We start from the raw sequence: 23,389 nt of genomic DNA, 5'->3' as shown, positions 1-23,389 counted from the left end.
GAAGGCCGCTCGTTCTGAACTTTCCAGAGCTTCGGTTCTTCTGGTAATCACCGATAAATCTGCGAACCCGTGTCCAGGTTCCAGTCCGCTTGCGGCGCGATAGCAAAGCGGTTATGCAGCGGCCTGCAAAGCCGTTTAGGCCGGTTCGACTCCGGCTCGCGCCTCCAGTCTTTGATGTAAAGCGAAAGCCCCGACTTGTCGGGGCTTTTCTTTTTCTGTTCCTCTCTTCGCCAGCCTTGTCGATCGTCGTCATCAATGTGAGCGGAGCGGTCGATCCGACCGCGTGCCGCAGACGATTCCTCCGAATCGATCAGAAATTGAGCGCGGATTTAATCGACTGCACGGCAGCGGTGTTCAGGAAGTAGTAGTTCTCTTGCAGCGTACCGCCTCCGAGCGGCGCTATCTCCATCGTTGTGCCGCTCCTGATCATGTAACCCGCGTAGATGCCGCCGTTGTACTGGTAATACACGCGATAGTCGGTCGTGCTGCCCCCGAGCACGCTGTTGGCCACCCATGCGCGAACGCCCTGCAACGTGACGATCTGGCCATCGGAAAGCTGATAGGTCTTGTCGTCCGTCGTGCTGGCGTAGGGAAAGAAACTTTCCAGCGTCGATACCGTTGCCGAGCAGGGCGTCGGACTACTGCCTGTCGTAGCCGGTGAGATGCAGTCGTAGGTGTACAACTCGTCTCCGACCGTTTGCCGCACCACCTTGATGTAGGCAGCGCCTGCTTGCCAGTTTGCCTGCGGGCTATACAGCGATTGCCCGTTGATCGTATTCGTGATCAGGCCCAACGCGCTATTCGTGAAGAGTTCGGACGGCGTCGCGGATATCAGACCGCTCAGCGAAACGACGGTGTAACTGGTGCCGAGCAAGGTGCGGATCACGGTACTACCGTCCGCCGCCAGATAGTCTTCCTGCACGTTGGGTCCCACGTAGCTGACCCGCGCCTGCGCGCGGGAACTGCGCCGACATACACAGCGCCATTGACGATCTGGCGTCCATTGGTCAACGTGGGGAGCTTGAGCGCCGACGAGAGCGAAGCCGTCCCGGCGATCAGCGACTGAGTGCCCGTGGAGGGGCTTTGAGCGATGCTGGAGTCGATGGTGAAAAACGTGCTACTCCAGCCGACCGATAGCCTGCCCGCCGAATTCGCGCTGAGCGAAAGGCTGCCATCAACATAATGCAGTCCACCGTTAGACGTGAGTGCAGAGCTCTCATAGTTCTTCTGCGCGTCGCTCAAACTCGAGGTGCTGGCCGTCGATCCCGAATTGCTGGACGAACCTCCGCCGCAGGCGGACAACATCAACGCGCTCGTTGCAGCCAGAATGGCGGGTCTGATTACTGGTCGTTTTTGGTGGTCTTTCATTTGTATTTTGTTTTCTTTCTAATTTATATCGTGACTATTAATGTCGTCAATTCAGCGTGGGCTGGCAGCATTCTAGCGACATTCATGTAAAGTGCTCACCGGCTTTTTGCTTTTTAAAGTCCGTCGTCGAGTATTCGCCCGGATATTCGCGGCTGCTTATTCGTTGCACATAAAACTATATTCGACCTATGAAAAAATAAGAACCGCCGCGCTGCTATTGAGCCTCGCTTTGCCGTTGTCGGCGATTGCGCAATCGGCGCCGGCGCCCGACGTCAGACCCGGGGACACCTGGACATATACGTCGACGAGCGAGAGAGGGCCGTCGGGCTGGAACCAGACGCACGAGCAGGTGACGGTGCTGCGGGCGACGCCATCGCACATCTATTTCGAATCGAAGATCTCGGGTTCGACGCAGGCGCCACGCGAAGTGATCGCCGGAGCGGACTGGAGCCGCGAGCGCAGCGTGAACGGCACCGATACAGTCGTGAACCGCCGTTCGCGTTTCCGTTGTCGCGGGGCAAGAGCTGGACGGTCGAATGCGCCGAGCAGCATCCGAACCGGGTATTCGCTTCGCAGAAGTGGAACCCGCAGTATCGGGTGGTCGGAACGGAAACCGTCGAAGTGCCCGCCGGCAAATTCCAGGTGATCAAGATCGAAGCCGAAGGCGACTGGGTCGCGCAACTCGAGCCGCGGCGGACGGTCACGCAAGCCACCCCGGTCGAGCAGGGCGACACCGCGATGATCACGCATGCGCAGAGAATCGGTCCTGTTCAGGCGACGGGACGCAGGTATAAAGCGTTTTGGTATGTGCCGGAAGTCGGCCGTTGGGTGAAATCGGTGGAAGAGTATTACGGCAGCAATGGCGTGAGAAATGAGCGATATACGACCGAACTCGAGTCGTTTAAAAAAGGCGGGCAATAATCGGGTTCAGGCGTTTGATGCGTTCCCGCATTCATTGGGGGATCGTAGATATCGCGTCTGATTTTTTGGCTCACGCGCGAGCAGCGCATTCCGATTAACGGCGTGTCCGGCACGCGCAGGGGAAGGGCAACGCACGCCGGCGCGCCTCATCCAGGCCGGGCGATAGAATCGCACCATCGTCATCGCCCGTTTTCATTGAAGCCGCATGTATTTCCAACTCGCCGGCACTCAGGTCCGCCTGCTCGGCTCGATGCATCTGTTTCCCGCGACGAGCCGTCGAACGCCGCCATGGGTCGCCGAAGCCTATGACTGGGCCGACGCGCTCGTATTCGAGTCCGACCCAGCAACGATCCCGCCGTTTCTCAAAGCCGACGCGCACCCCGACGCCGCGCAACTGCGGCCCCGGATGCGCGACGAAGCCTGGACGCAACTGCAGGCGCTGTGGCCGACCGATGGCCTGCTCGCGCCGCTTGAAACACTGCGTCCGTGGGCCGCGCTGATCGTCGCGCCGACGCTGCTGCAGCAGGTCGTCGAGGGCGTCGAGCCGCGCATGTTGCGCTCGGCGCTCGCGCAGGCGAAGCCGTATCGATATCTCGAGTCCGCGCGGGACGTCGCAGTCGCGCTCGAATCGATTCCGCTCGAAGCCATTGCCGCGGCGCTCGACATGCTGATGGCCGACCGCGGCGAACCGCAGCACACGCTCGAACGGATGCACGCGGCGTGGCTGGGGGGCGATCTGCACGCGATACAGCAAATCGCCGTCGGATCGCCGATGTTCAATCTGCCCGGCATCCGTCAGGCGATTCTCGACGTGCGCAATCGCGCGTAGGCCGCGCGGCTGAGCGAGTTGCTGGAGGTTCGCGAGCGCACGCTGGTGGTCGTCGGCGCGCTGCATCTATGCGGCCCTGGCAATCTCCCCGACTGTCTCGCGCGACCCGTGCAAGCGGTGTTCTGAACGCGTGCGCGGCTTTCGCGACTGAATACAGCCGTGTCGACCGCCCGGATGCCAGGCCTGCGCATGCTCGATGACGAGGCGCGCGGCATAATTGCGGATCGTTGCCTGCGCTGTCGCGCATTGACCCTGAAAGCTACCGATGACTGAACCGCAACACACCGCCGCCGCGCGGCTCGCCCAGCTCGAATGGCGCTGGAAGCCGTTCGGGAACCTCACGAGCGTCGAAGTCTATGAGATGCTGGCCGCCCGCAGCGCGGTGTTCGTCGTCGAACAGAACTGCGTGTATGGCGATATCGATGGGCTCGACGTCGACGCCTGGCATCTGCTTGCGTATGGCACCGGCGACGGTGCGGCGCTGCCGCCGTTGGCCGGCTATCTGCGCGTGTTGTTGCCCGATGCGGCGGATGCCGATGTGCGCATCGGCCGGGTGTTGACGACCGCGCCGTTTCGCGGCATCGGTCTCGGCAATGCGATGCTCGAACGCTCGCTCGCGCAAATCCGTGCGCAGTGGCCCGATACGCCGATCCGTCTCCACGCGCAGGCGCATCTGCAAGGTTTTTACGGTGCGTTCGGCTTCATGCCGGTCTCGGAGATTCACGACGAAGACGGCATCCCGCATGTGTGGATGCGCGCGCTGTGAACGCGAACGGGTCAGCGGGGCACGTTCGTAGTCGTCGACGCCGCATGCGTGAGCCCGCGCGCTGCTTTTGCACGCCGCTCGGCGCGCAGGCGTCCGCGAGACGACAGCCGCATCCAGTGACGCAGCGCGATCAGCGCGCCGACCACGCTCATCATCGAACCCGGAATCCATAGCAGGAGCCCGCCGATCTGCTGATCGCGCATCGGGCTCAGCCACGTGAACGCGCGGCCGCAGATCGAGTAGATCGGATACAGCTCGTGCGTCGTAAAAAAGATGAACGCGCCGAGAACGATCTGCGGCGGAATCGCCGCGATCACGACGAGCACGCGCTTGCCCGGAGACAGACGCGCGGGCGGCGCCGGACGCGGATCGAGTACGAGCCACCAGAACAGCAGGCCGTCGATTGCCATGCTCCAGTTCATTACGCGATAGAGCCGCCAGTCGAGCATCGCGACGAAATGGATCGGCGACAGCAGCCAGAAATAGATCAGCCCGACGAATAGCGTGACCGCGACGACCGGGTGCATGACGACGTCGAGCGCCGTGCGCACGAGCGGTGTTTGCAGCGCGGGCCGCACGAAGCGCTGTCGCCAGCGCAACGGAATTCCCGCGCGCAACGCCGCGCCCGGATACGACAGCGCAATGAAGAACGGCCCGAGATGATGCAGCACCAGATGCTGCAAGCGATGCATGAAGAATTCATGCTCGAAGAAATAATCGAGCCGCGTATGCAGCACGACATACAGCGCGACCAGCCCGAACCAGAATGACAGACGCCGCGCGAACGACAGCCGCGCCTTGCGCGCGCCGCGCACGAACAGGATCGCGGGGATCAGCAACGCGATCACGACGGTCGGCGAAAACTCCCAGGGATCGAGCCAGTAGAGCAGGTTCATGGCGATGGCGCGTGCGGTGGCGGCGCCCAGTAGTGCCGCTTACTTGGTCTGGCCCGGCGACTTGACCGCGAACGGCGCGCTCACTGTTTCGCCGTCGGAGAACTTCAGCGTCAGACGCACGGTGTCGCCCGGCGCGACCTTGTGCTTCGCGTCCTCGAGCATCACGTGATAGCCGCCCGGCGCGATCGCGACCTGGCCATGCGCGGGCACCGTCAGCTTGTCGACCATCACCATCTTCTGCGTCGAACCGTTCGATACGGTTTGATGCAGCATCGCATCGCCGTAGTCGTCGCTCGACACATCGACTAGGTCGATCGGCTTGTCGCTCGCGTTGACGAGCGTCGCATAGCCGGCCGCGGGCAGGTTGTTCGGCAGCCAGCGCACCCACGCGTCCTTGATGCTGATCGCGTGAGCATCGGCCGCTTGCGCGGCCGACGCGGCGCCGAGTGACAGCGCGAGCGCGCAGGCGAGGGAAGCGATTGATTTGAGCTTGATCGTCATGATGGAATGGAGTGGGATCCAAGAAGAATCAGGATTGGTCATCGATGATGCGGCGCAGGTCCTGCGCGATCGCATCGGGCGTGTCGTGATCGGTGGCGAGCAGGCGCGCGCGGCCCCGGCTGTCGAACACATAGACGGCGGAGCTGTGCGTGACCTCGTAGTTGCCGTTCGGGTCGCGCTTTTCCATCTGATAAGCGACACGATAGCGCTTGGCCAGCGACTCGATCTGCCAGTCGGTGCCGGTCAGCCCTTCGGCGTGCTGTGCGTCGAACGCGCCGACATAGTCGTGCAAGGCCCGCGGCGTGTCGCGCGCGGGATCGACGGTGATGAACAGAATGCGCACTTTCTCCGCATCGGGACCGAGCTTGCCGAGCACCTGCATCAGACGGCCCATCGTTTCGGGACAGACGTCCGGGCAATGCGTGTAGCCGAAGTAAACCAGCGACGTGCGGCCCCTGAACGACGCGGCGTTGACGGGACGGCCGGTGTCGTCGGTCAAGGTGAAGTCCAGATCCGGCAGGTGGCCGGTCACGTTGGTCAACTGCCACGGCTCGGCGCGCTGTGTGCAACCGGTCAGCGCGGCGAGCGCGACCAGCGTGCCCAGCGCAGTTGCCGCCGCAAACCGGCGTGCCAACCCGTGCATCAAGCGGTGCGTGAGTCGCTTGGGTCGTGAGCGGGACAGGTTCGGCCGCGGGCTCTGGGGTGGCAGGATCGGGAACAAAGCAGGGTTCAATGACTCGATTGAAGCGCAGGCAACACGAATCGATGGAGCAGGGGCCGCACCGTCGCCCGACCATGCCGCGCAAGATTCGCGCGCGACACGCGATTGATTGAGAGCGTGCAACGATGTCCATCACACCGACGGTCCGCGTGGCAGCGACTGTAGCGCAAAATTGGCGCCGGCGTCGCGCGGTGCGCCGGGTGCACGAATTGCGAGTCAATTTGCCGCAGCCGGCTGAAAGCTCGGCGAAACCGAATCGTTGCGCATTTGAACGCAATCGACGCAAGCAGACGGACAGACCGTCCATCGGGCTTGAGTCCCAGCTTACTTTCTCGAAAAATTGACGGATGCGCGGTAAGATGCGCACACTTTTCCGGCCATAGATGGCTGAAAGGCGAACCCAGGCGATGCAAGCACTTCCGGCTGTTCTGTCTCCGAGCGAGACGGCATTTTTCTTCGACTTCGATGGCACGCTCGTCGAACTCGCCCCCACACCGGACGGCGTGCTGGTGCAGCCGCGCATGATCGACCTGCTGCGTGAACTGCGCAGTCTGACGAATGGCGCGGTCGCGGTGGTGTCGGGGCGCGGCATCGACAGCATCGACAGTTTTCTCGGCATGCCCGATCTGCCGGTCGCGGGTCTGCACGGCGCCGAGCGGCGCGATGCGAATGGCGACACGCAGCGCATCGGCTTTCACGACGAGCGCCTGTTGCGCATGGAGCGGGTGCTCGCGCAGGTCGTCAACGAACATCCGGGCATGCTGCTCGAGATCAAGGGCGCGGCGCTCGCGCTGCACTACCGCAACGCGCCGGACCGCGAGCCGGTCGCGCGCGAGGCGACCGAGCGGCTCGTCGCCGATTACCCCGCTTCTTACGTGCTGCAGCCCGGCAAGATGGTCTACGAGATCAAGCCGAAGGACGTCGACAAGGGCCGCGCGACGCGCGCGTTCCTCGACGAGCTGCCGTTCACCGGCCGCACGCCGATCTTCGCCGGCGACGATCTGACCGACGAGAAGGGCTTCGCGGTCGTCAACGAGCGTGGTGGTCTGTCGATCAAGGTTGGCGCGGGCGAAACGATGGCGCGCACGCGCGTCGAGTCGGTGTCGTCACTGCTCGACTGGCTCGAAACGATTGTCGCGGCGGCGCGCGGCGCATGAAGCCGGCGGCCCCGTTCAACGAAAACAACATACTGCATCGGGAATCGCGCTGCATGAGCCGACTGATCATTGTTTCGAACCGGGTGGCGCCTATTTCGGAGGGCGGTCCGGCGGCGGGCGGTCTGGCGGTCGGCGTGTACGACGCGCTGAAGGAGACCGGCGGCATGTGGTTCGGCTGGAGCGGCGACGTGCTGACCTCCGGCCAGCCGCAGATCAAGCTCGAGGAGCGCGGTCCGGTGACCTTCGCGACCGTCCCGCTGATGCGGCGCGATTACGACCAGTACTACCGTGGTTTCTCGAACGCGACGCTGTGGCCCGCGTTCCACTATCGATCCGACCTGCTGCATTACGACCGGCACGACTTCGAAGGCTACTGCCGCGTCAACGCGTGGCTCGCGCAGCAACTCGTGCCGCTCCTGCGCGAGGACGACGTGATCTGGGTGCACGACTATCACCTGATTCCGTTCGCTCAGGCGCTGCGCTCGGCAGGCGTGAAGAACCGCATCGGTTTTTTTCTGCACATTCCGTTTCCGGCCGCGCAGGTGCTGCTGACGGTGCCGCCGCATCGCGAGCTCGTCGAGGCGCTGTGTTCGTTCGACCTGCTCGGCTTCCAGACCGGTCCCGATCTGCGCGCGTTCTGCGACTACGTGATCAACGAGGCGGGCGGCTCGATCGACGCGTCGGCGAAAGGACCGCTGAGCGTGCATGCGTTCGGCCGCACGTTGCGCGCCTCTGCGTATCCGATCGGCGTCTATCCGGACGAGATCGCGGAGCTCGCGAAGGCGGGCGAACGCGGCAAGCCGGTGCGCACGATGAAGGCGACGCTGCATTCGCGCAAGCTGATCATGAGTGTCGACCGGCTCGATTATTCGAAGGGGCTGGTCGAGCGATTCCGCGCGTTCGAGCGCCTGCTCGAGCATACGGCCGCGCAGCGCAACAAGGTGTCGTTCCTGCAGATCGCCCCGCCGACGCGCGCCGACCTGCACGCGTATCAAGACATCCGGCTACAGCTCGAAGGCGAGTCGGGACGGATCAACGGACGTTTCGCCGAGCTGGACTGGACGCCGATCCTGTACATCCACAAGCAGTACGAGCGCTCGGTGCTGGCGGCGCTGTTCCGTACCGCGCACGTCGGCTATGTGACGCCGTTGCGCGACGGCATGAACCTCGTTGCGAAGGAATACGTGTCGGCGCAGGATCCGGAGAATCCCGGCGTGCTGGTGCTGTCGCGCTTCGCGGGCGCGGCGCAGGAGCTCGACGGCGCGCTGATCGTCAATCCGGTCGATATCGACGGCATGGCCGAAGCGCTCGCGCGGGCGCTCGACATGCCGCTCGCCGAGCGCCAGGGGCGCTATCGCGACATGATGGCGCAGCTGCGCGAGAACAACGTGTCGGTGTGGCGCGATAACTTCATGCGCGATCTGCAGAGCGTCGAGGGCGCGAAGCGCGCCAGAAGCGGGAAAGCGCGCGCGGCCACGGGTGCTGCGGGCGCCGCGCGGAAGAGGGCGGCGCGCGAGAGCGTGACCGGCTAAGCCAAGCCGGGCCGCGAGACAGACAGCAAAAAGCCGCTCCAGGGAGCGGCTTTTTTCAAGCGATGCGCACTCGTGGACCCAGCGTGCGTCAGGCTACGTGCTGTTCGTCGACCTTCTTGCCGCCGATATGCAGCGTCTGGCCCTTGCCATACTGCTTCGAGAGCAGGTCGCGATAGAGGCCCGGACGCTGGCGCAGTTCTTCCGGCGTGCCGTCGTCGATGACCTTGCCGGCGCTCATCACGATGATCCGGTCGAAGTTGTTCAGCGTCGACAGACGGTGCGCGATCGCGATCACGGTGCGGCCGACCATCAGGCGGTCGAGCGCCTTCTGGATCGCTTCCTCGGACGCGCTGTCGAGCGCGGACGTGGCTTCGTCGAGCAGCAGGATCGGCGCGTTTTTCAGAATCGCGCGCGCGATCGCGATGCGCTGGCGCTGACCGCCCGACAGCTTCACGCCGCGGTCGCCCACGATCGTGTCGTAGCCTTCCGGCATCGCTTCGATAAAGTCCGCGCAACGCGCCTCGCGCGCGGCGGCGAGCACTTCCTCGCGGCTCGCGTCCGGGCGGCCGTACGCGATGTTCTCGTACACCGTGCGATGGAACAGCGAGATGTCCTGGGGCACCAGCGCGATCGCGTGGCGCAGGCTGTCCTGGGTAATCGACGCGATGTCCTGGCCGTCGATCTTGATCGCGCCACCCTGGGTCTCGTAGAAGCGCTGCAACAGCGCGAGCACGGTCGATTTGCCGGCGCCCGACTTGCCGATCAGCCCGACGCGCTGACCCGGTTCGATATCGAGGTCGAAGTGATCGAGAATCGGCCGGCGGCGCGGATAGGCGAACGTGACGCCGTCGAACGTGACGCGGCCGCCCTGCGGCACGAGTTCGGTCGCGTCGTCGCGATCGGGCATGCCGTGCGGTTCGAGCAGCGTGCGCACGGCCTCTGCGAGTCGCGCGACGTGCTGCGTGACGTCGACGAGCGCGACGGCGAGATCGCGCGTGCCGTGCAGGATCGTGAAGCCGAGCGAGCTGACGAGCACGATGTCGCCCGAGGTCGCGCGGCCCTGGTCCCACAGCCATAGCGCCCAGCCGAGCAGGCCGGCCGACAGCAGCGCGGTGATCACGGCGTGCAGCAGACGCAGCTTTTCCAGGTACAGCAGGCTTTGCTGGCGCGCGTCCATTTCCGACTTGACGGTCGAAGCAAAGCGGTGCTGTTCGCGGAACGTCATGCCGAACGCGCGCACGAGCCCCATATTGCTGATCACGTCGACAAGCTCGCCGTCGACCGATGCCGCCTTGGTCGCGAAATTATGGTGACGCGCGGAACCGCGGCCCGCGAGCTTGTACAGCACGACCGACAGGATCGCCGAGCACAGCATCAGGCCGGCGGCCATCAGCGGGTTCACCGCGATGATCATCACGATCGCGCCGAGCACCGCGATGCACGGCGGCAGCACGTTCCACGCGGTGGTGTTTTCGGCGGTGTAGACGGCGTTCGAGGTCGCGGTGATCCGGCTTGCCAGCATGCCGGGCTGCTTTTCGGCGTAGTAGGTCGGCGAGTGGCCGCTGAGGTACTGAAACAGGTCGCGCCGCAAATCGCCCGTCACGGCGACGAACGTGTGCGCGGCGAACCAGCCGCCGATCCGCCACAACAGGTTGTCGGCAGCGATCAGGCCGACGAGGATCGCGAACGCGCCCCACAGCGGTCCCGGATGATGCCTGCCGCCGCCGAGCACGTCGATCAGATGTTTGATCGCGTACTGCGAAGCGAGTGCACAGCCCACGGCCGCAAACACGCTGCACAACACGATCGCATGCGCGAGCGGATGGCGGCGGATAAAGCGGAAGAGAAACGCAAGCGGCCGGTGCGCATAGCTCGCGAGCTTGGCGTTCTGGGCGTTACGCTGGGCGATGGTCAAGTGTTCCAATTGAGCTGAGATCGATGTGTTGCGGGTTGTGCATGCAATGCGCGGACCACACGGACAAGCATGGCTCTCCGTGAAGCCGATGCTTCGCATTGTAAACATGCAAAGGCGATTGCGCCCTGTGTATCCGGGCTTTGACGCGATTGATTTCGCGATGGACCTCCGCGATCTGCGTCGTCCCGACATACCAGCCGACGGGCCATTCAGGCAGATTGCGGAAAATTTCGAGATATAATTACAGACTACATTCAACCGCGCTGCGGCAATTTTGCAATTCCTACCGGCAACGTTGATGGGCGAGAGCTCACAGACACGGTACCGCCGCGCCTCCCGAAACCTCGTGGATACTGTAGAACTGTCTTAGAAAACAAGGGTTTGCAAAGTGTTTCGCGTTTGTAACAACGTAAAGACTTTGAAATGCTGCGGTGCTGCAACAATCCGGGCATCGATAATGCGTGCTCGTTAGCCCGGCAATTTTTCTGACAGTTTGTCAACGTCGGTGCAACGGGCGCGTTTACTCGCACATGCCCAGTCGCTGATCCACTTGTCCGGGCTCGTTACCAAGCGATCCATCGCAGGATTTCTCAAAAGAATCAGGCCCGCGCCGGCATTTCCGGCCAGACTGCCCTGGCGAGCAAGCGAGTCGCTTTTTCCAAATGCAGTACTTTTGCCTGATTTTTTATAGGAGTTCGTCAATATGCGAATCGCTCAAATCGCTCCGCTGCACGAGGCGGTTCCTCCCAAGCTGTACGGTGGTACGGAACGCGTGGTGTCCTATCTGACCGAGGCGCTGGTCGAGCAGGGCCACGACGTCACGCTGTTTGCAAGCGGTGATTCGCAAACCTCGGCGAAGCTCGAAGCTTTCTGGCCGCAGGCGCTGCGCCTCGACCCGACGATCCGCGACGTGATGGCGCCGCACATGCTGTTGCTCGAAGAAGTGCGCCGCCGCGCGGACGAATTCGACGTGCTGCATTTCCACATCGACTACTACCCGTTCTCGCTGTTCGCGCGTCAGCCTGTGCCGTTCGTCACGACGCTGCACGGCCGTCTCGATCTGCCTGAACTGCAGCCGATCTTCAACACGTTCAATGACGTGCCGGTCGTGTCGATCTCGGACAACCAGCGCATTCCGCTGCCGCAGGCGCACTGGCTGCAAACCGTCTATCACGGTTTGCCGGAAGACGTGCTCAAGCCGATTCCCAACGTCGAGCCCGGCTACCTCGCATTCCTGGGCCGCGTCTCGCCGGAGAAGGGGCTTGACAGGGCGATTCGCATCGCCGGGCAGGCAGGCATGAAACTCAAGGTCGCCGCCAAGATCGACAAGGCCGACCGTGCCTACTACGAAGAAGTCATCAAGCCGCTGATGTCGTTGTCGCACGTCGAGTACATCGGCGAAATCGGCGAAGCTGAAAAGCGCGAGTTTCTCGGCAATGCGCACGCACTGGTGTTCCCGATCGACTGGCCGGAGCCCTTCGGTCTCGTGATGATCGAGGCGATGGCTTGCGGCACGCCGGTGATCGCGTTCAATCGCGGTTCGGTGCCGGAAGTGATCGAAAACGGCGTGTCGGGTTTCGTCGTCGAGGACGAAATCAGCGCGGTCGCCGCCGTCAAACGTCTGCACACGCTGCCCCGCGCTGGCGTGCGCAAGGCGTTCGAGGCACGCTTCTCGTCGAAGGTAATGGCGCAGAACTACGTCGCCACCTATGAAGAGCTGCTGCGCCGCAAACATCGCACGGTGCTGCGCGAAGTCAACGCGGGCTGATTGGCGATTGATTCGCCGCAGTTGTTTCGCCGCAGTTGTTTCGCCGCGGTTGTTTCGCGGTAGATAAAACGCTGTCGGCAGCAACTCGTTGCACGCTTCCTTCGTTGCTCTGAACGCCCCGCCGGCACGTCGCCGGCGGGGCGTTGTTGCATGCGCGCTGCGTTTTTCGTCGGTGCACAACTGAAAATACGGGTTTCCGCGCGGCGCGAACGAGCCAGTCTCGGTAATATCCCTATAATTGCCGTGCCGCAAATTGGGCTGCGGTGCCGCCGACGACAGGAGGATGCCTTGGCGAGAACGAAAGAGACGCGCGCGAACGCCGCGCCCGGCGCCGGAACGATTTTCACGTTGCGCGCCATCGGTCTCGTGCTCGCCGCCCGCTGGTTTTTCTCGATGTCCGAGATGAAGCTGACCACCGCGCTGACCGCGATGGCGTCTTCACCGTGGGCATGTATCAACCTCGTTTTTCTGTTCCTGCTGATCTTCCTGCCGGGCGCGCACGCCGTCGCGGAGCGTCCGTTCCATCCGTTGCCGCAATGGCTGCGTCAGGCGCTGCGCCTGTTCGCGTTCCTCGGGTTTTTGTTTGCGCTGTGGTCGGTCGGCGCGTTCGTCGCGAGCGCAGGCTGGCGTCGCGCGATGCAGGCGGTCGCGGCCAGCAACGGTTGGCTCGTCGCGGCGCCGGTGCTGTATGCGATCGTCTTGTGGATCTGCCGGCCGCTGCCGTTGTGGCGCACCAATGTGGCGGCGCGGCGCTTTGCGATCGGCCGCTATGCGGTGTCGCTCGATCCGCTGACCCGCACCGTCGTCGTGTGGGCCGAGCGGCGCAAGGTGGGGCAATACGATGCGCGCGAATTGTCGGTGCGCTGGGCGAGCGGTTCCAATGCGCGCGCGACGCCGGCGCCCGCGGTCGCGTTCGGCGCGGCGGGCGAGGCAGGCGCGTCAGCGGCGCCGAGAGGGTCGGTCGCGGCGCCCTCGCTTGCGCGCAGCGCGTTCGGCGTACGTCCGAAGGTCGAGTTGCTGTGGGATTCGCCGGCCGCCGCGGGTCATAACCGGCAGACCGTTTTCCGCGCCGCGCTGACGACCGAAGGCGATCGCGTCGCCGCCCGCGCGCTCGACACGACGCTGCGCCAGGTCTGACGCTGCATGTTTTGTGCTATCGGTCACATCGCGTGGCCGATGCACGCATCCCGAAGCGAAGCTTCGTCGATAATGCAATCAAGGCGCCCGGCCTGCAGGCGGGCGAGTGGGACACTCATCGATCGTATTGCGTCTTTCGCAGGAGTCGCCATGCTGGTTCGCTGGTTGCTTGCCGCCCTTCATCTGCTCGCTTATGGTTTTGCGCTCGCGTCGATTCTCAGACGCACGTGGTCGCTGCGTCGCGCGTCGGTGCCCGCCGCGTTGCGTTCGGTGTTCCGCGCCGATTCAGGCTGGGGCATCGCCGCGCTGGTGCTGATCGTGACCGGCCTGATGCGCGTGTTCGGTAGCTATGAGAAGGGCGCCGACTACTACCTGCACCAGCCGCTCTTTCACGTGAAGATGACGTTGCTGGTGCTGATCCTGATCCTCGAAGTGCCCACGATGCTCGGCCTGATGCGCTGGCGCGCGTCGATCCGCAGCGGCGCGGCGCCGAATCTGAAGAAGGCGCGATCCTACGCGCATTTCAGCGTGATCCAGACCGTACTGCTGGTTCTGATGGTGTTTGCCGCGACCGGAATGGCGCGCGGCATCGGGTTGCCCGCCGGCGCGGTGTAGCGCGGCGGGCCTTCTATTGCCAGTGGCTAGTGGTGCCAGGCGTGGCGTCGTTTGCCGTGAAGCCTGGTGCATGCCTGCGTCGCGCTAGCCGACCAACAAGCCAGAATCGTCGACCCGGTCGGCTTTGACCTTTGCCGACTCGCGCACGAGCTCCGGCTCGCCGAGACCCTTGATCAGCTCCAGCGCCTGACGCTCGAACAAGCGACGGTACAAGCCGCTGTCGCGTTTGATCAGCGTGTCGTGGCTGCCTTCCTCGATCACCTTGCCCTTGTCGAGCACGAGGAGCCGGTCGAGCGCGCGCACCGTCGACAGCCGATGCGCGACCACCAGCGTCGTGCGCCCCTGCATCAGCCGCTCCATCGCGCGCTGGATCAGCACTTCGCTTTCGCTGTCGAGGCTCGACGTGGCTTCGTCGAGAATCAGGATCGGCGCATCGGCGAGAAAAGCCCGCGCGATCGCGACGCGTTGACGCTCGCCGCCCGATAGCTTGATGCCGCGTTCGCCGACCAGCGTGTCGTAGCCGTTCGGCAGCGCGGCGATGAAGTCGTGCGCGCTCGCGAGCCGCGCGGCCCGCTCGATGTCGGCGCGGCTCGCGCCGGGCCGTCCATACGCGATGTTCTCGGCAAGCGAGCGGTGAAACAGTACCGGCTCCTGCTGGACGATCGCGATCTGGCTGCGCAGCGACGCTTGCTGGACCTGCGCGATGTCCTGGCCGTCAATCGTGATCCGCCCGCCCGAAATGTCGTGAAGGCGCTGGATCAGCTTGATGAAGGTCGTCTTGCCCGAGCCGGAATGACCGACCAGCCCGACGCGCTCGCCCGGCGCGATGCGGATGGAAAAGTCGTCGTAGAGCGGCCGGCTGTGCGCGCCATAGTGAAACGACACGTGCTCGAAGCGGATCTCGCCGTCGCGGATTGCGATGGCGCCGGCGCCGGGACGATCCTCGACGCCGAGCGGCTGACTCTCGAGTGACACCAGTTCCTCCATGTCGTTGACCGAGCGCTGCAGGTTACGGATGTGCATGCCGATGTCACGCAGATAGCCTTGCAGCATGAAGAACATCGTCAGCGCGAACGTGATGTCGCCGACGCTCGCTTCGCCGCGTGCCCACAGCAGTAGCGCCACGCCGAGAATCGCCGCCTGGATCGCGGCCAGCATGCCGCCCTGGAGGCCGCCGTTGAGCGTGCCGCGCACCCACGTGCGGCGTGTGCGTTGCCGCCATTTGCCGATCACGTGCGCGAGGCGCGCTTCCTCGCGCGCTTCCGCGCCGAATGCCTTGACGATGCCGTTGCAGCTGACCGCATCGGCGAGCGCGCCGCCCATGCGTGTGTCCCACGCGTTCGCGAGACGCGCGGACGGCGCGACGAAGCCCAGCGACACCGTCACGGTCACGCCGATGTACAGCAGCGAGCCGATGCCGACGACGATGCCCATCATGAGCCAGCGCGAGCCGAGCAGCAGGGTCGCGCCGATCAGCATCACCAGCGATGGCAGCAGCGCGATCAGCAGCGTGTCATTCAGCAGATCGAGCGCCCACATGCCGCGCGTGATCTTGCGCACGGTCGAACCGGCGAAGCTGTTCGCGTGCCAGTCGGTCGAAAAGCGCTGAACGCGATGAAACGCGCGCGCGGCGATCTCGCTCATCATCTTCAGCGTGAAGCGGATGATGTTGAAGTACACGCCCTGGCGCAGCAGCGTCGCGGTGAGGCCGAGCGCGGCGAGCGCGCCGAAGGCCGTGAGCGCGTGATGCCAGACGGGCGCCGACGACGCCGGACCGGCCGCGATCGCGTCGACGAGACGTCCGGCGAAGACCGGCGTCAGGATGTCCGCGCCCGCCGTGAACAGCGCGAGCGCCGCGATCACGACGATGCGCCCCGGTTGTTGCGCCCAGTGACGGAAGGTGAAGCCGAGGACATCCTTGAAGGCTTGTCCGCGAAAGTCGAGTTTTCTGTTGGCCATTTGCTTTGGGTCCGGCGAAGCACGAGCGCGCCGATTTTCCAGTCAGAAGCGAAAAAGGGGTAGACAGCCAGCGGATGCCGGAATCCGCGCGGGAACGCGCGAAAAAATACGACGGCAAACAACGGCAACGGAACAACGGACTGTCTGGAATGAACGCGGTGCGTCTGCCGAGGCGGCGGCGCATCAGCGACAACGCTGCGGCTTCAAGGTCGCATCGGTCGTGGCGGACGGGCCGGCGGTCGTGGAACAATGCGGGGGAGCGCGCGATGCACTGCAAACATGTGGCGCCTCCCTGAGATGGTTCAAGATGGAGAAACCGGACGGAGCCGGATCGGGCGAATGTCCGTTTGCCGAATATAGCAATAGTGCGGGGCGCTCGCCAACCTACGGAACGACGTGGTTCTATAGCCAACGATATCTCGTATGGCGCACGCGACGTATTTGCCGGCAAATAGAAAAAGGGCTTACGCATTGCTGCGTAAGCCCTTTTGTCTTCGGTGATCGACACACCAAGAATCTGGTGGGTAGTACTGGGATCGAACCAGTGACCCCTGCCGTGTGAAGGCAGTGCTCTACCGCTGAGCTAACCACCCGAAGAGATTAAAATTATGTCAGGGAATTTAGGGTTCGTCTAGTCTTTTTTAAGCAGTTTGCTCATCAGTTGCTGGCGCGGGTTCAAGACGCCATACGCTCGCGCCTTTGAGTGCCTTGTCGAGATCGTCGAGTACGGCTTCGTGCGCGGTGCTTTCGTCGTCGCTCGCAGCGATCACGACCAGCTCCAGCGAGTCGAGTGCAACACGCGGCGCATGCGTATCGCCGCCGACCTGCGCTTCGCCGAGCATGTCGATGACGAGGCTTTCCTGACCGCGCGTCATCGCCAGATAGACCTCGGCGAGCAGTTCCGAGTCGAGCAGCGCGCCATGCAGCGTACGGTGCGCATTGCTGATGCCGAAGCGGTCGCACAGCGCATCGAGCGAATTGCGCTTGCCGGGGAACATCTGCTTGGCTTGCGCGAGCGTGTCGATGATCTCGCCGCAGTGCATGCTCACTGGCGGCAGACCGAGCAGCGCGAACTCGGCGTCGAGAAAGCCGATGTCGAATGGCGCGTTGTGGATGATCAGGTCCGCGTCCTGGATGAAATCGCGGAACTGGTCGATGATCTCCGCGAACTTCGGCTTGTCGCTCAAAAATTCCGTGGTGAGGCCGTGCACCGCGAGCGCGCCCGGATCGCTGTCGCGCTCGGGGTTGATATAGAAGTGCAGGTTGTTGCCGGTCAGCCGGCGGTTCACGAGCTCGACGCAACCGAGTTCGAGAATCCGGTCGCCGCCGCGGGCGTTCAGGCCGGTAGTTTCGGTATCGAGGATCAGTTGACGCATGTCGGATTAGCCTGCTTCGAAAAAATTGCGGAAAAAAAGCGGGGAGGGCGGCGCGCGGTGTTGGCGATGCGCGCACGCTCTTTACATCTCGGCGAGCGATGCCACGCCGCGATTGGCCAACTGATCGGCGCGCTCGTTTTCCGGGTGGCCATTGTGGCCGCGCACCCAGCGCCATTCAATCTCGTGTTGCGCGACGAGCGCATCGAGCCGCTTCCACAGATCGGCGTTCTTGACCGGCTGTTTCGCCGCGGTGACCCAGCCTTTCTTCTTCCAGCCGTGAATCCACTCGCTGATGCCTTTCTGTACGTACTGCGAGTCGGTGTGCACGATCGCCTTGCACGGGCGCTTCAACGCCTCGAGCGCGGAAATCACGCCCATCAGCTCCATGCGATTGTTGGTCGTGTTGGCCTCGCCGCCGAACAGTTCTTTTTCCTGGCTGCCGAAGCGCAGCAACGCGCCCCAGCCGCCAGGGCCGGGATTGCCCTTGCAGGCGCCGTCGGTATAGATGTCGATGTGATCTGGAGTCATTCGGTGTGGTTTCGTGTGTTCGGGGTGGCGGCTGGCGCGAGGCCTGCCGCGAGCACGGGCTTTTTCACTTTGAGCGGCCCGACGAGACGCATGCCGGGCACGCGCTTGATCGCCTTGATCATGTAGGTGGCGCCGAAAATCGGCCACCAGCGGTCGCCGGCGGCTTCCATGAAGCCGTAACGCGCGAGCCATTGATCGCTCGCGAGCGGCGGACGATAGCAGCCGAAGCGCCCGCGTTCAAGGTCGAAGCCGAGCAGCTTGATCCAGTCCTTCAGGCGCGTGAACGCGATCAGATCGACGGCGGAGGGCACGAACGGGCGGCCTGTCATCTTGCCGATCGACTGCCGTACGCCCCACAGCGACAACGAGTTGAAGCCGAGGATGATCAGTTGGCCTTCGGGCACCAGCACGCGTTCGGCTTCGCGCAACAGCCGGTGCGGGTCGCTGGTGAATTCGAGCGTATGCGGCATCACGAGCAGGTCGACGCTTTGCGCTTCAAACGGCAGATCGAGCAGGTCGCACCAGACCGCGCTGCGCCCGGCCGGCGCGTGCAGACCAGGGGCGCCTGGCGCGGCGTTCGCGGGGTTGTCGTCGCCAGCGTCGCCAGCCTTGCCCGCGCTGCTGATGCCGCTCACGCTGCCACGACGTGCCCAGCGCGGATACGTGTACGGCGCGCTCGCGCCGCTCGCCGCGTCGAGCACGAGGCCGCGGCACGGCATGCGGTTCTCGCGCAGCGCGTCGAGCTGCGGCAGGCCGAGTTGCAGCGCATGATAGCCGAACACGTCCGACACCACGCGATCGAGCTGAGTTTGCTCCCAGTCGAGCACGTAGCGGCCTGGCGGCGAATCGGTCCAGGCGGGCCAGTCTATAATCGCTCGGTCAGTCATATTAAAAATGCGTCGCCTATGAATGCGCTCGAGTACGTACCGGTCCCGGCGTTTGAAGACAATTACATCTGGGTCATTGCTGACGGACACCGCGCGGTCGTCGTCGATCCGGGCGAAGCCGCCCCTGTGCGCGCCTGTCTGGCCCAACGAGGCTGGCGGCTGAGCGCTATTTTACTCACGCACCATCATCAAGACCACGTCGGCGGGGTGGCCGATCTGCTGAACGGCCAGGACGTGCCGGTCTACGGCCCCGCCGGCGAAGCGATCGCGCACCTGACACATCGTCTGAAAAGTGGCGATCACGTGACGATCGCTGCACCCGCACTTGAATTCAGCGTGCTCGACGTGCCCGGTCACACGAGCGGACACATCGCCTATTTCCAGGCGGCCGATACGCGCGGCACGCCGCACGTGTTTTGCGGCGACACACTGTTCGCGTGCGGTTGCGGGCGCCTTTTCGAAGGCACGCCGCAGCAGATGCTGAATTCGCTCGATGCGCTCGCCGCGCTGCCCGGCGCAACCGAAGTGCATTGCGCACACGAATACACGCTGTCGAACATTCGCTTCGCGCTCGCTTGCGAGCCGCAGAATGCCGAACTGCAGGCGTGGCGCGACAAGGCGAACGAGTTGCGCGCCCGCCACCAGCCGACGCTGCCGACCACGATCGCGCACGAACTCGCGGTCAATCCGTTTCTGCGCGCAGGCGAGCCGGCGATCCAGTCGAACCTCGAAGCACGTTTGCACGAAACGGTGTCTGACCGGCTGAAGGCCTTCACATTGATGCGCGAATGGAAGAACCGCTTCCGTTGATCCGGAGCGCATTCGGCGGTTCTTCACGCGATGAATCGGAAAAATTCGCCAAGCCCCAGATTTGGTTGATTTTTTTCTTGATTTTCCAATTGACGGAAACGTTGACGTTTCGTACTATCGGCTGCAAATTCCAGCCCTTGTGGAAACCGAGACGTTCATGCGATTTATCTTAAGTGCGTTATTGGTCCTGACACTCGCCGCGTGCGCGAGTCAGGGACCGACGACGAATACCGCCACTAACCCCGCCAGCCAGCAGGCCGTAGCCGACGCCCTTCGCAAGAACGCCACCGCTAAAGAAACCATCAACGTCGACCAGAGCTCCGTCAATCAGTTGACGAGCCAGGACGCCGATCTGTGGGGCCGCATTCGCCGTGGCTTCCAGATGCCGGACCTGCAGAGCGACCTCGTCGACATGCAGCTTAACTGGTATCTGCAGCGTCCCGATTACGTGCAGCGCATGACCGAGCGCTCGCAGAAATACCTGTATCACATCGTCGAGGAACTTGAGTCGCGCCATATGCCGACCGAGCTCGCGCTCTTGCCGTTCATCGAATCTGCATATAGCCCGCAGGCTTTGTCGGTCGCCAAGGCTGCGGGTATGTGGCAGTTCATGCCGGGCACGGGCCGGACCTACAACCTGAAGCAGAACATGTGGCAGGACGAGCGCCGCGACGTGCTTGCATCGACCAGTGCCGCGCTCGACTACCTGTCGAACCTGCACGACATGTTCGGCGACTGGCAACTCGCGCTCGCTGCGTATAACTGGGGCGAGGGCAACGTGCAGCGCGCGATCGCGCGCAACGAGGCGGCGGGTCTGCCGACCGACTACATGAGCCTGCGTCTGCCGAACGAAACGCGCAACTACGTGCCGAAGCTGCAAGCGGTCAAGAACCTCGTGATGAACCCGCAGATGTACGGGCTCACGCTGCCGTCTATTCCGAACCACCCGTACTTCGTGACGGTCACGACCTCGCACGACATCGACGTCGACGTCGCCGCGCGGCTCGCCAATATGTCGACGGACGAGTTCCGTTCGCTGAACCCGTCGTTCAGGAAGCCGGTGATTCTCGGCGCGACGCAGCCGCAGATTCTGTTGCCTTTCGACAACGCGTCCGCGTTCGAGCGCAATCTGAAAACGTACTCGGGCTCGCTGTCGTCCTGGACCACCTACACGGTCGACGCACGCGCGACGCCCGCGGCGATCGCACAGAAGATCGGCGTCGACCCCGACACGCTGATGGAAGTGAACAAGATTCCGGTCGGTATGCGGCTGAAGCCGGGCTCGACGATCGTCGTGCCGCGCGGCTCGGACGACGACGAGGACATCAGCGCCGACGTCGCCGAAAGCGCGGTGCTCGCGATGGAACCCGACGTACCCGACACGCGCAAGATGCTGATCCGCGTGCGTCGCAATCAGTCGATGGCGGCCATCGCGGTGCGCTACGGCGTGTCGGTCGGTCAGCTGAAGGCGTGGAACAGGACGCATCGCGATCAGATTTCGCGCGGCCAGGTGATCGTGCTGCACGTGCCGGTCGGCAAGCCGGTACCCAGCGAGCCGGGTCCGGAAAAGATCGCCGCCGACGTGCAAGGCGGCAGTGTGCAGAAGATTGGCGTCCACGTCGCAGACACACACGGTGATTCGCGCTACGATAAAAAGAAAGGGCGCGGCCACTCCGCCATCGTCAAGGTCTCCGAGCCGGGCGGCAAGGGTAACAACCCGGCGGCGCCCGTTACCAGCAAGGGCAAGGTCGAGAAGGTCTCGGCCTCGGAGCCCGGCAAGGCATCGAAGGCCGCGGCTGAGAGCCGCCCGAAGACCGTGGCCAACGCGAAGAAGAAGGGTAAATAGACCAATAGCGGCTCTCACGGTAGTGACCACATGCGTTGCGGGGGCAGCGCATGGATTGCGCTCCGATCACGTACCGTGTTCATCCAACGCCGTCACCTCAGGGTGACGGCGTTTTTCATTGCGCGGACGCTTCCTGCGCGTTTGTGGTATTTACTTTATTGTTCGTGCTTCGGCCGCGTTGGCCGCGGGGTGCCGGTCCGTCCTGATCCGTCCGAACCTCGGGAGAGGTTCTTGAGGTCATTTCCAGGTTTACTTCCTGATTCATGTCGTCGACCCAACTGCGCGTCTTTCTGCTTTTTTCCGCCGGCTACTTCGTCTCTTATGTGTTTCGCGGCGTCAATCTTGGTTTCGCGCCGTTCATCACGCGCGATCTCGGTCTGTCAGCCGCCGATCTGGGTGTGCTGACGAGTCTGTATTTCCTCGGTTTCGCGGGCGCGCAGATCCCCGCTGGCGTGCTGCTCGATCACTTCGGGGCGCGTCGCGTGACGTCCGTCATGCTGCTTTTTGCCGCGCTCGGCATCTGGGTATTCGGCGCCGCGCACAGTCTCGGCATGATGATGGTCGGGCGGCTGCTGATCGGCGTTGGCGTGTCGGTGTGCCTCGGCGCCGCGTTCAAGGCGCTCGCGCAGCATTTTCCGGTGGCGCGTATGCCATTGATGAACGGGCTTGTGATGGCGATCGGCGGTTTCGGCGGCGTGATGGTCGGTTCGCCGCTCACGTGGGTGCTCGGTTTTTCCAGCTGGCGCCCGGTTTGCGTCGGACTCGGTGTGCTGACGGTAGCGGTTGCGCTCGCGCAATGGACGCTCGCTCCGGACGCGCGCGAAACGCATCGCCAGGCGAGCATCGTCGCGCAGTTCAAGGGTACGTGGCACATCCTGCGCAGCGCGGCATTCTGGAAAATCGCGTCGTTCTCGGTCGTTACGCAAGGCGTCTTCTACGCGATGCAGTCGTTGTGGGTCGGAGCTTGGCTGCGCGACGTACAAGGCTTCGAGCCGCACCAGGCGGCGGCGCTCGTGTCGATTCTCGGCTTCGCGATGATGGCCGGCTGCGTCGGTTTCGGCGCGGCGGCGCGTAGTCTCGAGCGGCGCGGCCTCTCGCTGTACGCGTTCTGCGGCATCGGCATGGCGCTATATGTGCTGACGCAGATGCTCATCATGTTTAACGCGCCGTTGCCGGCGAGCCTGTTGTGGGCCGCCTACGGCATCTTCGGCGGCACCGGGATTCTGAGCTACGCGGTGATGGCGCGGCATTTCCCGCCGCAGATGATCGGCCGGGTCAACACGACGCTGACGCTAATTATTTTTCTGCTGATCTTCGGTTTCCAGATCGGCGTTGGCGCGGTGCTGTCGCACTGGCCGGCGAGCGGCGGGCATTACCCGGCGCTCGCGCATCTGAGCGCGTGGGAAATCCTCGTCGCGCTGCAGGTGCTGAGTGCGATCTGGTACGTGTTGCCAGGTCGGCAGCTTGTCCGTTCGGGCGAAATGCGCGCGGAGCAGGAGGCCTGAACGGCCGCGCCAGGCCTTGCGTCGGAGCCGGAGGGGCCGCCACGGCGGTTCGGTCCTGTCAATATTGGTGTCTCGACAGAACCGCATAGACAGGTGTGGCAAGCATCTTGCGGCGCGGCCCGGCAAGGCCTTGAAGGTCCGCGCAGGCCCGTCGCCTCAACGCCTAGACCTATCTCAGATTTGGAGGGAACAATGGATTCAGGCTATAATTTGAAGGTTTGAGCTTATCCACCCGCACCCTAGCGCCTACCTCCCCCATACCGTTCATCCGCCGCGCGCCATTGGCGTAGCAAGAAGGGCTCCACACCCAGCCGAGTCGTCCACACAATGGACCCATCGCGCCCCTTGCAGC

Annotated in this window: 20 protein-coding genes, 2 tRNA genes and 1 pseudogene; 12 read left to right on the top strand and 11 right to left on the bottom strand. The window is 63.7% G+C overall.

What is annotated here, in order from left to right; all coding sequences use genetic code 11:
* Nucleotides 1-93 precede the first annotated feature (93 nt).
* A tRNA-Cys gene (locus OKW41_RS35245) sits at nt 94-167 on the top strand.
* 143 nt (nt 168-310) lie between these two features.
* Here the strand turns inward: OKW41_RS35245 and OKW41_RS35240 are convergent.
* The gene (locus OKW41_RS35240) at nt 311-934 is read right to left on the bottom strand and encodes a hypothetical protein (RefSeq protein WP_429575458.1); all 624 of its coding nucleotides are present in this window, start codon (nt 932-934) and stop codon (nt 311-313) included.
* A gap of 941 nt (nt 935-1,875) precedes the next feature.
* Here OKW41_RS35240 and OKW41_RS35235 point away from each other — a divergent pair.
* The 3 genes and pseudogenes from OKW41_RS35235 (at nt 1,876) to OKW41_RS35225 (ending at nt 3,884) form a co-directional block, all read left to right on the top strand.
* The gene (locus tag OKW41_RS35235; protein WP_429575457.1) at nt 1,876-2,289 is read left to right on the top strand and encodes a hypothetical protein; all 414 of its coding nucleotides are present in this window, start codon (nt 1,876-1,878) and stop codon (nt 2,287-2,289) included.
* A gap of 205 nt (nt 2,290-2,494) precedes the next feature.
* Nucleotides 2,495-3,244: pseudogene (locus OKW41_RS35230) on the top strand (TraB/GumN family protein).
* A gap of 139 nt (nt 3,245-3,383) precedes the next feature.
* Nucleotides 3,384-3,884, top strand: coding sequence for a GNAT family N-acetyltransferase (locus tag OKW41_RS35225; RefSeq protein WP_429451004.1), 501 nt, complete (start codon nt 3,384-3,386; stop codon nt 3,882-3,884).
* An 11-nt stretch (nt 3,885-3,895) separates the two neighbouring features.
* Here OKW41_RS35225 and OKW41_RS35220 read toward each other — a convergent pair whose 3' ends face one another.
* The 3 genes from OKW41_RS35220 to OKW41_RS35210 are packed head-to-tail and all read right to left on the bottom strand — an operon-like array spanning nt 3,896 to nt 5,924.
* Entirely contained in the window at nt 3,896-4,780 is an 885-nt protein-coding gene (locus tag OKW41_RS35220) for a cytochrome c oxidase assembly protein (RefSeq protein ID WP_429451002.1), read from the bottom strand.
* Nucleotides 4,781-4,819: 39 nt separating this feature from the next.
* On the bottom strand, nt 4,820-5,281 hold the full coding sequence (locus tag OKW41_RS35215) for a copper chaperone PCu(A)C (RefSeq protein ID WP_429575456.1): 462 nt from the start codon (nt 5,279-5,281) through the stop codon (nt 4,820-4,822).
* A 28-nt stretch (nt 5,282-5,309) separates the two neighbouring features.
* On the bottom strand, nt 5,310-5,924 hold the full coding sequence (locus OKW41_RS35210; protein ID WP_429575455.1) for an SCO family protein: 615 nt from the start codon (nt 5,922-5,924) through the stop codon (nt 5,310-5,312).
* A gap of 485 nt (nt 5,925-6,409) precedes the next feature.
* On the opposite strand from OKW41_RS35210, the gene otsB reads away from it, so the two are divergent.
* Nucleotides 6,410-7,159, top strand: a complete 750-nt coding sequence (otsB, locus tag OKW41_RS35205) for a trehalose-phosphatase (RefSeq protein ID WP_429450998.1) — start codon at nt 6,410-6,412, stop codon at nt 7,157-7,159.
* Between the two features lie 53 nt (nt 7,160-7,212).
* Complete coding sequence (gene otsA, locus OKW41_RS35200) at nt 7,213-8,691, top strand: alpha,alpha-trehalose-phosphate synthase (UDP-forming) (RefSeq protein WP_187627993.1); 1,479 nt, start codon at nt 7,213-7,215, stop codon at nt 8,689-8,691.
* An 88-nt stretch (nt 8,692-8,779) separates the two neighbouring features.
* Here otsA and OKW41_RS35195 read toward each other — a convergent pair whose 3' ends face one another.
* Together OKW41_RS35195 and OKW41_RS35190 are read right to left on the bottom strand one after the other, a co-directional pair.
* Nucleotides 8,780-10,615: an ABC transporter ATP-binding protein gene (locus OKW41_RS35195; RefSeq protein ID WP_429450995.1), complete on the bottom strand. Its 1,836-nt coding sequence runs from the start codon at nt 10,613-10,615 to the stop codon at nt 8,780-8,782.
* A gap of 459 nt (nt 10,616-11,074) precedes the next feature.
* The gene (locus OKW41_RS35190) at nt 11,075-11,308 is read right to left on the bottom strand and encodes a hypothetical protein (protein ID WP_429450993.1); all 234 of its coding nucleotides are present in this window, start codon (nt 11,306-11,308) and stop codon (nt 11,075-11,077) included.
* Between the two features lies 1 nt (nt 11,309).
* On the opposite strand from OKW41_RS35190, the gene OKW41_RS35185 reads away from it, so the two are divergent.
* From OKW41_RS35185 to OKW41_RS35175, 3 genes are all read left to right on the top strand, one after another.
* Complete coding sequence (locus OKW41_RS35185; RefSeq protein ID WP_090801132.1) at nt 11,310-12,374, top strand: glycosyltransferase family 4 protein; 1,065 nt, start codon at nt 11,310-11,312, stop codon at nt 12,372-12,374.
* A gap of 288 nt (nt 12,375-12,662) precedes the next feature.
* A complete protein-coding gene (locus OKW41_RS35180; protein ID WP_429450991.1) occupies nt 12,663-13,511 on the top strand; it encodes a hypothetical protein in 849 nt (282 codons plus the stop codon).
* Nucleotides 13,512-13,661: 150 nt separating this feature from the next.
* The gene (locus OKW41_RS35175; RefSeq protein ID WP_429450990.1) at nt 13,662-14,126 is read left to right on the top strand and encodes a DUF2214 family protein; all 465 of its coding nucleotides are present in this window, start codon (nt 13,662-13,664) and stop codon (nt 14,124-14,126) included.
* An 84-nt stretch (nt 14,127-14,210) separates the two neighbouring features.
* Here OKW41_RS35175 and OKW41_RS35170 read toward each other — a convergent pair whose 3' ends face one another.
* The 5 genes from OKW41_RS35170 to OKW41_RS35150 all read right to left on the bottom strand — a co-directional run bounded on the left by OKW41_RS35170 (nt 14,211) and on the right by OKW41_RS35150 (nt 18,876).
* Nucleotides 14,211-16,085 (bottom strand): ABC transporter ATP-binding protein, encoded by a 1,875-nt coding sequence (locus tag OKW41_RS35170; protein WP_429575454.1) that lies wholly within the window; start codon nt 16,083-16,085, stop codon nt 14,211-14,213.
* Between the two features lie 518 nt (nt 16,086-16,603).
* A tRNA-Val gene (locus OKW41_RS35165) sits at nt 16,604-16,678 on the bottom strand.
* 48 nt (nt 16,679-16,726) lie between these two features.
* The gene (gene dnaQ / locus OKW41_RS35160; protein ID WP_429450988.1) at nt 16,727-17,461 is read right to left on the bottom strand and encodes a DNA polymerase III subunit epsilon; all 735 of its coding nucleotides are present in this window, start codon (nt 17,459-17,461) and stop codon (nt 16,727-16,729) included.
* 81 nt (nt 17,462-17,542) lie between these two features.
* On the bottom strand, nt 17,543-17,989 hold the full coding sequence (gene rnhA / locus OKW41_RS35155; protein ID WP_184028269.1) for a ribonuclease HI: 447 nt from the start codon (nt 17,987-17,989) through the stop codon (nt 17,543-17,545).
* Nucleotides 17,986-18,876, bottom strand: a complete 891-nt coding sequence (locus OKW41_RS35150; protein ID WP_429575453.1) for a class I SAM-dependent methyltransferase — start codon at nt 18,874-18,876, stop codon at nt 17,986-17,988. The genes rnhA and OKW41_RS35150 overlap by 4 nt, the downstream gene beginning before the upstream one ends.
* An 18-nt stretch (nt 18,877-18,894) precedes the next feature.
* Between OKW41_RS35150 and gloB the strand changes: the two genes are divergently transcribed.
* The 3 genes from gloB to OKW41_RS35135 all read left to right on the top strand — a co-directional run bounded on the left by gloB (nt 18,895) and on the right by OKW41_RS35135 (nt 23,037).
* Entirely contained in the window at nt 18,895-19,686 is a 792-nt protein-coding gene (gene gloB, locus OKW41_RS35145; protein WP_429450985.1) for a hydroxyacylglutathione hydrolase, read from the top strand.
* A gap of 157 nt (nt 19,687-19,843) precedes the next feature.
* Complete coding sequence (locus OKW41_RS35140) at nt 19,844-21,532, top strand: transglycosylase SLT domain-containing protein (RefSeq protein WP_429450984.1); 1,689 nt, start codon at nt 19,844-19,846, stop codon at nt 21,530-21,532.
* A 263-nt stretch (nt 21,533-21,795) separates the two neighbouring features.
* Entirely contained in the window at nt 21,796-23,037 is a 1,242-nt protein-coding gene (locus OKW41_RS35135) for an MFS transporter (protein ID WP_429575452.1), read from the top strand.
* The last annotated feature ends 352 nt before the right edge of the window (nt 23,038-23,389 follow it).

This window comes from Paraburkholderia sp. UCT70 (genome assembly GCF_050434085.1).
Lineage (GTDB): Bacteria > Pseudomonadota > Gammaproteobacteria > Burkholderiales > Burkholderiaceae > Paraburkholderia > Paraburkholderia tuberum.
Note: the sequence above shows the minus strand (reverse complement) of the source record. Positions and strands in the feature narration are given on the sequence as shown.

Coding starts and splice junctions, on each gene's coding strand:
- OKW41_RS35225 (WP_429451004.1), top strand. CDS start 3,384: ATGACTGAACCGCAACACACCGCCGCCGCGCGGCTCGCCCAGCTCGAA.
- OKW41_RS35220 (WP_429451002.1), bottom strand. CDS start 4,780: ATGAACCTGCTCTACTGGCTCGATCCCTGGGAGTTTTCGCCGACCGTC.
- OKW41_RS35215 (WP_429575456.1), bottom strand. CDS start 5,281: ATGACGATCAAGCTCAAATCAATCGCTTCCCTCGCCTGCGCGCTCGCG.
- OKW41_RS35210 (WP_429575455.1), bottom strand. CDS start 5,924: ATGCACGGGTTGGCACGCCGGTTTGCGGCGGCAACTGCGCTGGGCACG.
- otsB (WP_429450998.1), top strand. CDS start 6,410: ATGCAAGCACTTCCGGCTGTTCTGTCTCCGAGCGAGACGGCATTTTTC.
- otsA (WP_187627993.1), top strand. CDS start 7,213: ATGAGCCGACTGATCATTGTTTCGAACCGGGTGGCGCCTATTTCGGAG.
- OKW41_RS35185 (WP_090801132.1), top strand. CDS start 11,310: ATGCGAATCGCTCAAATCGCTCCGCTGCACGAGGCGGTTCCTCCCAAG.
- OKW41_RS35175 (WP_429450990.1), top strand. CDS start 13,662: ATGCTGGTTCGCTGGTTGCTTGCCGCCCTTCATCTGCTCGCTTATGGT.
- OKW41_RS35170 (WP_429575454.1), bottom strand. CDS start 16,085: ATGGCCAACAGAAAACTCGACTTTCGCGGACAAGCCTTCAAGGATGTC.
- dnaQ (WP_429450988.1), bottom strand. CDS start 17,461: ATGCGTCAACTGATCCTCGATACCGAAACTACCGGCCTGAACGCCCGC.
- rnhA (WP_184028269.1), bottom strand. CDS start 17,989: ATGACTCCAGATCACATCGACATCTATACCGACGGCGCCTGCAAGGGC.
- OKW41_RS35150 (WP_429575453.1), bottom strand. CDS start 18,876: ATGACTGACCGAGCGATTATAGACTGGCCCGCCTGGACCGATTCGCCG.
- gloB (WP_429450985.1), top strand. CDS start 18,895: ATGAATGCGCTCGAGTACGTACCGGTCCCGGCGTTTGAAGACAATTAC.
- OKW41_RS35140 (WP_429450984.1), top strand. CDS start 19,844: ATGCGATTTATCTTAAGTGCGTTATTGGTCCTGACACTCGCCGCGTGC.
- OKW41_RS35135 (WP_429575452.1), top strand. CDS start 21,796: ATGTCGTCGACCCAACTGCGCGTCTTTCTGCTTTTTTCCGCCGGCTAC.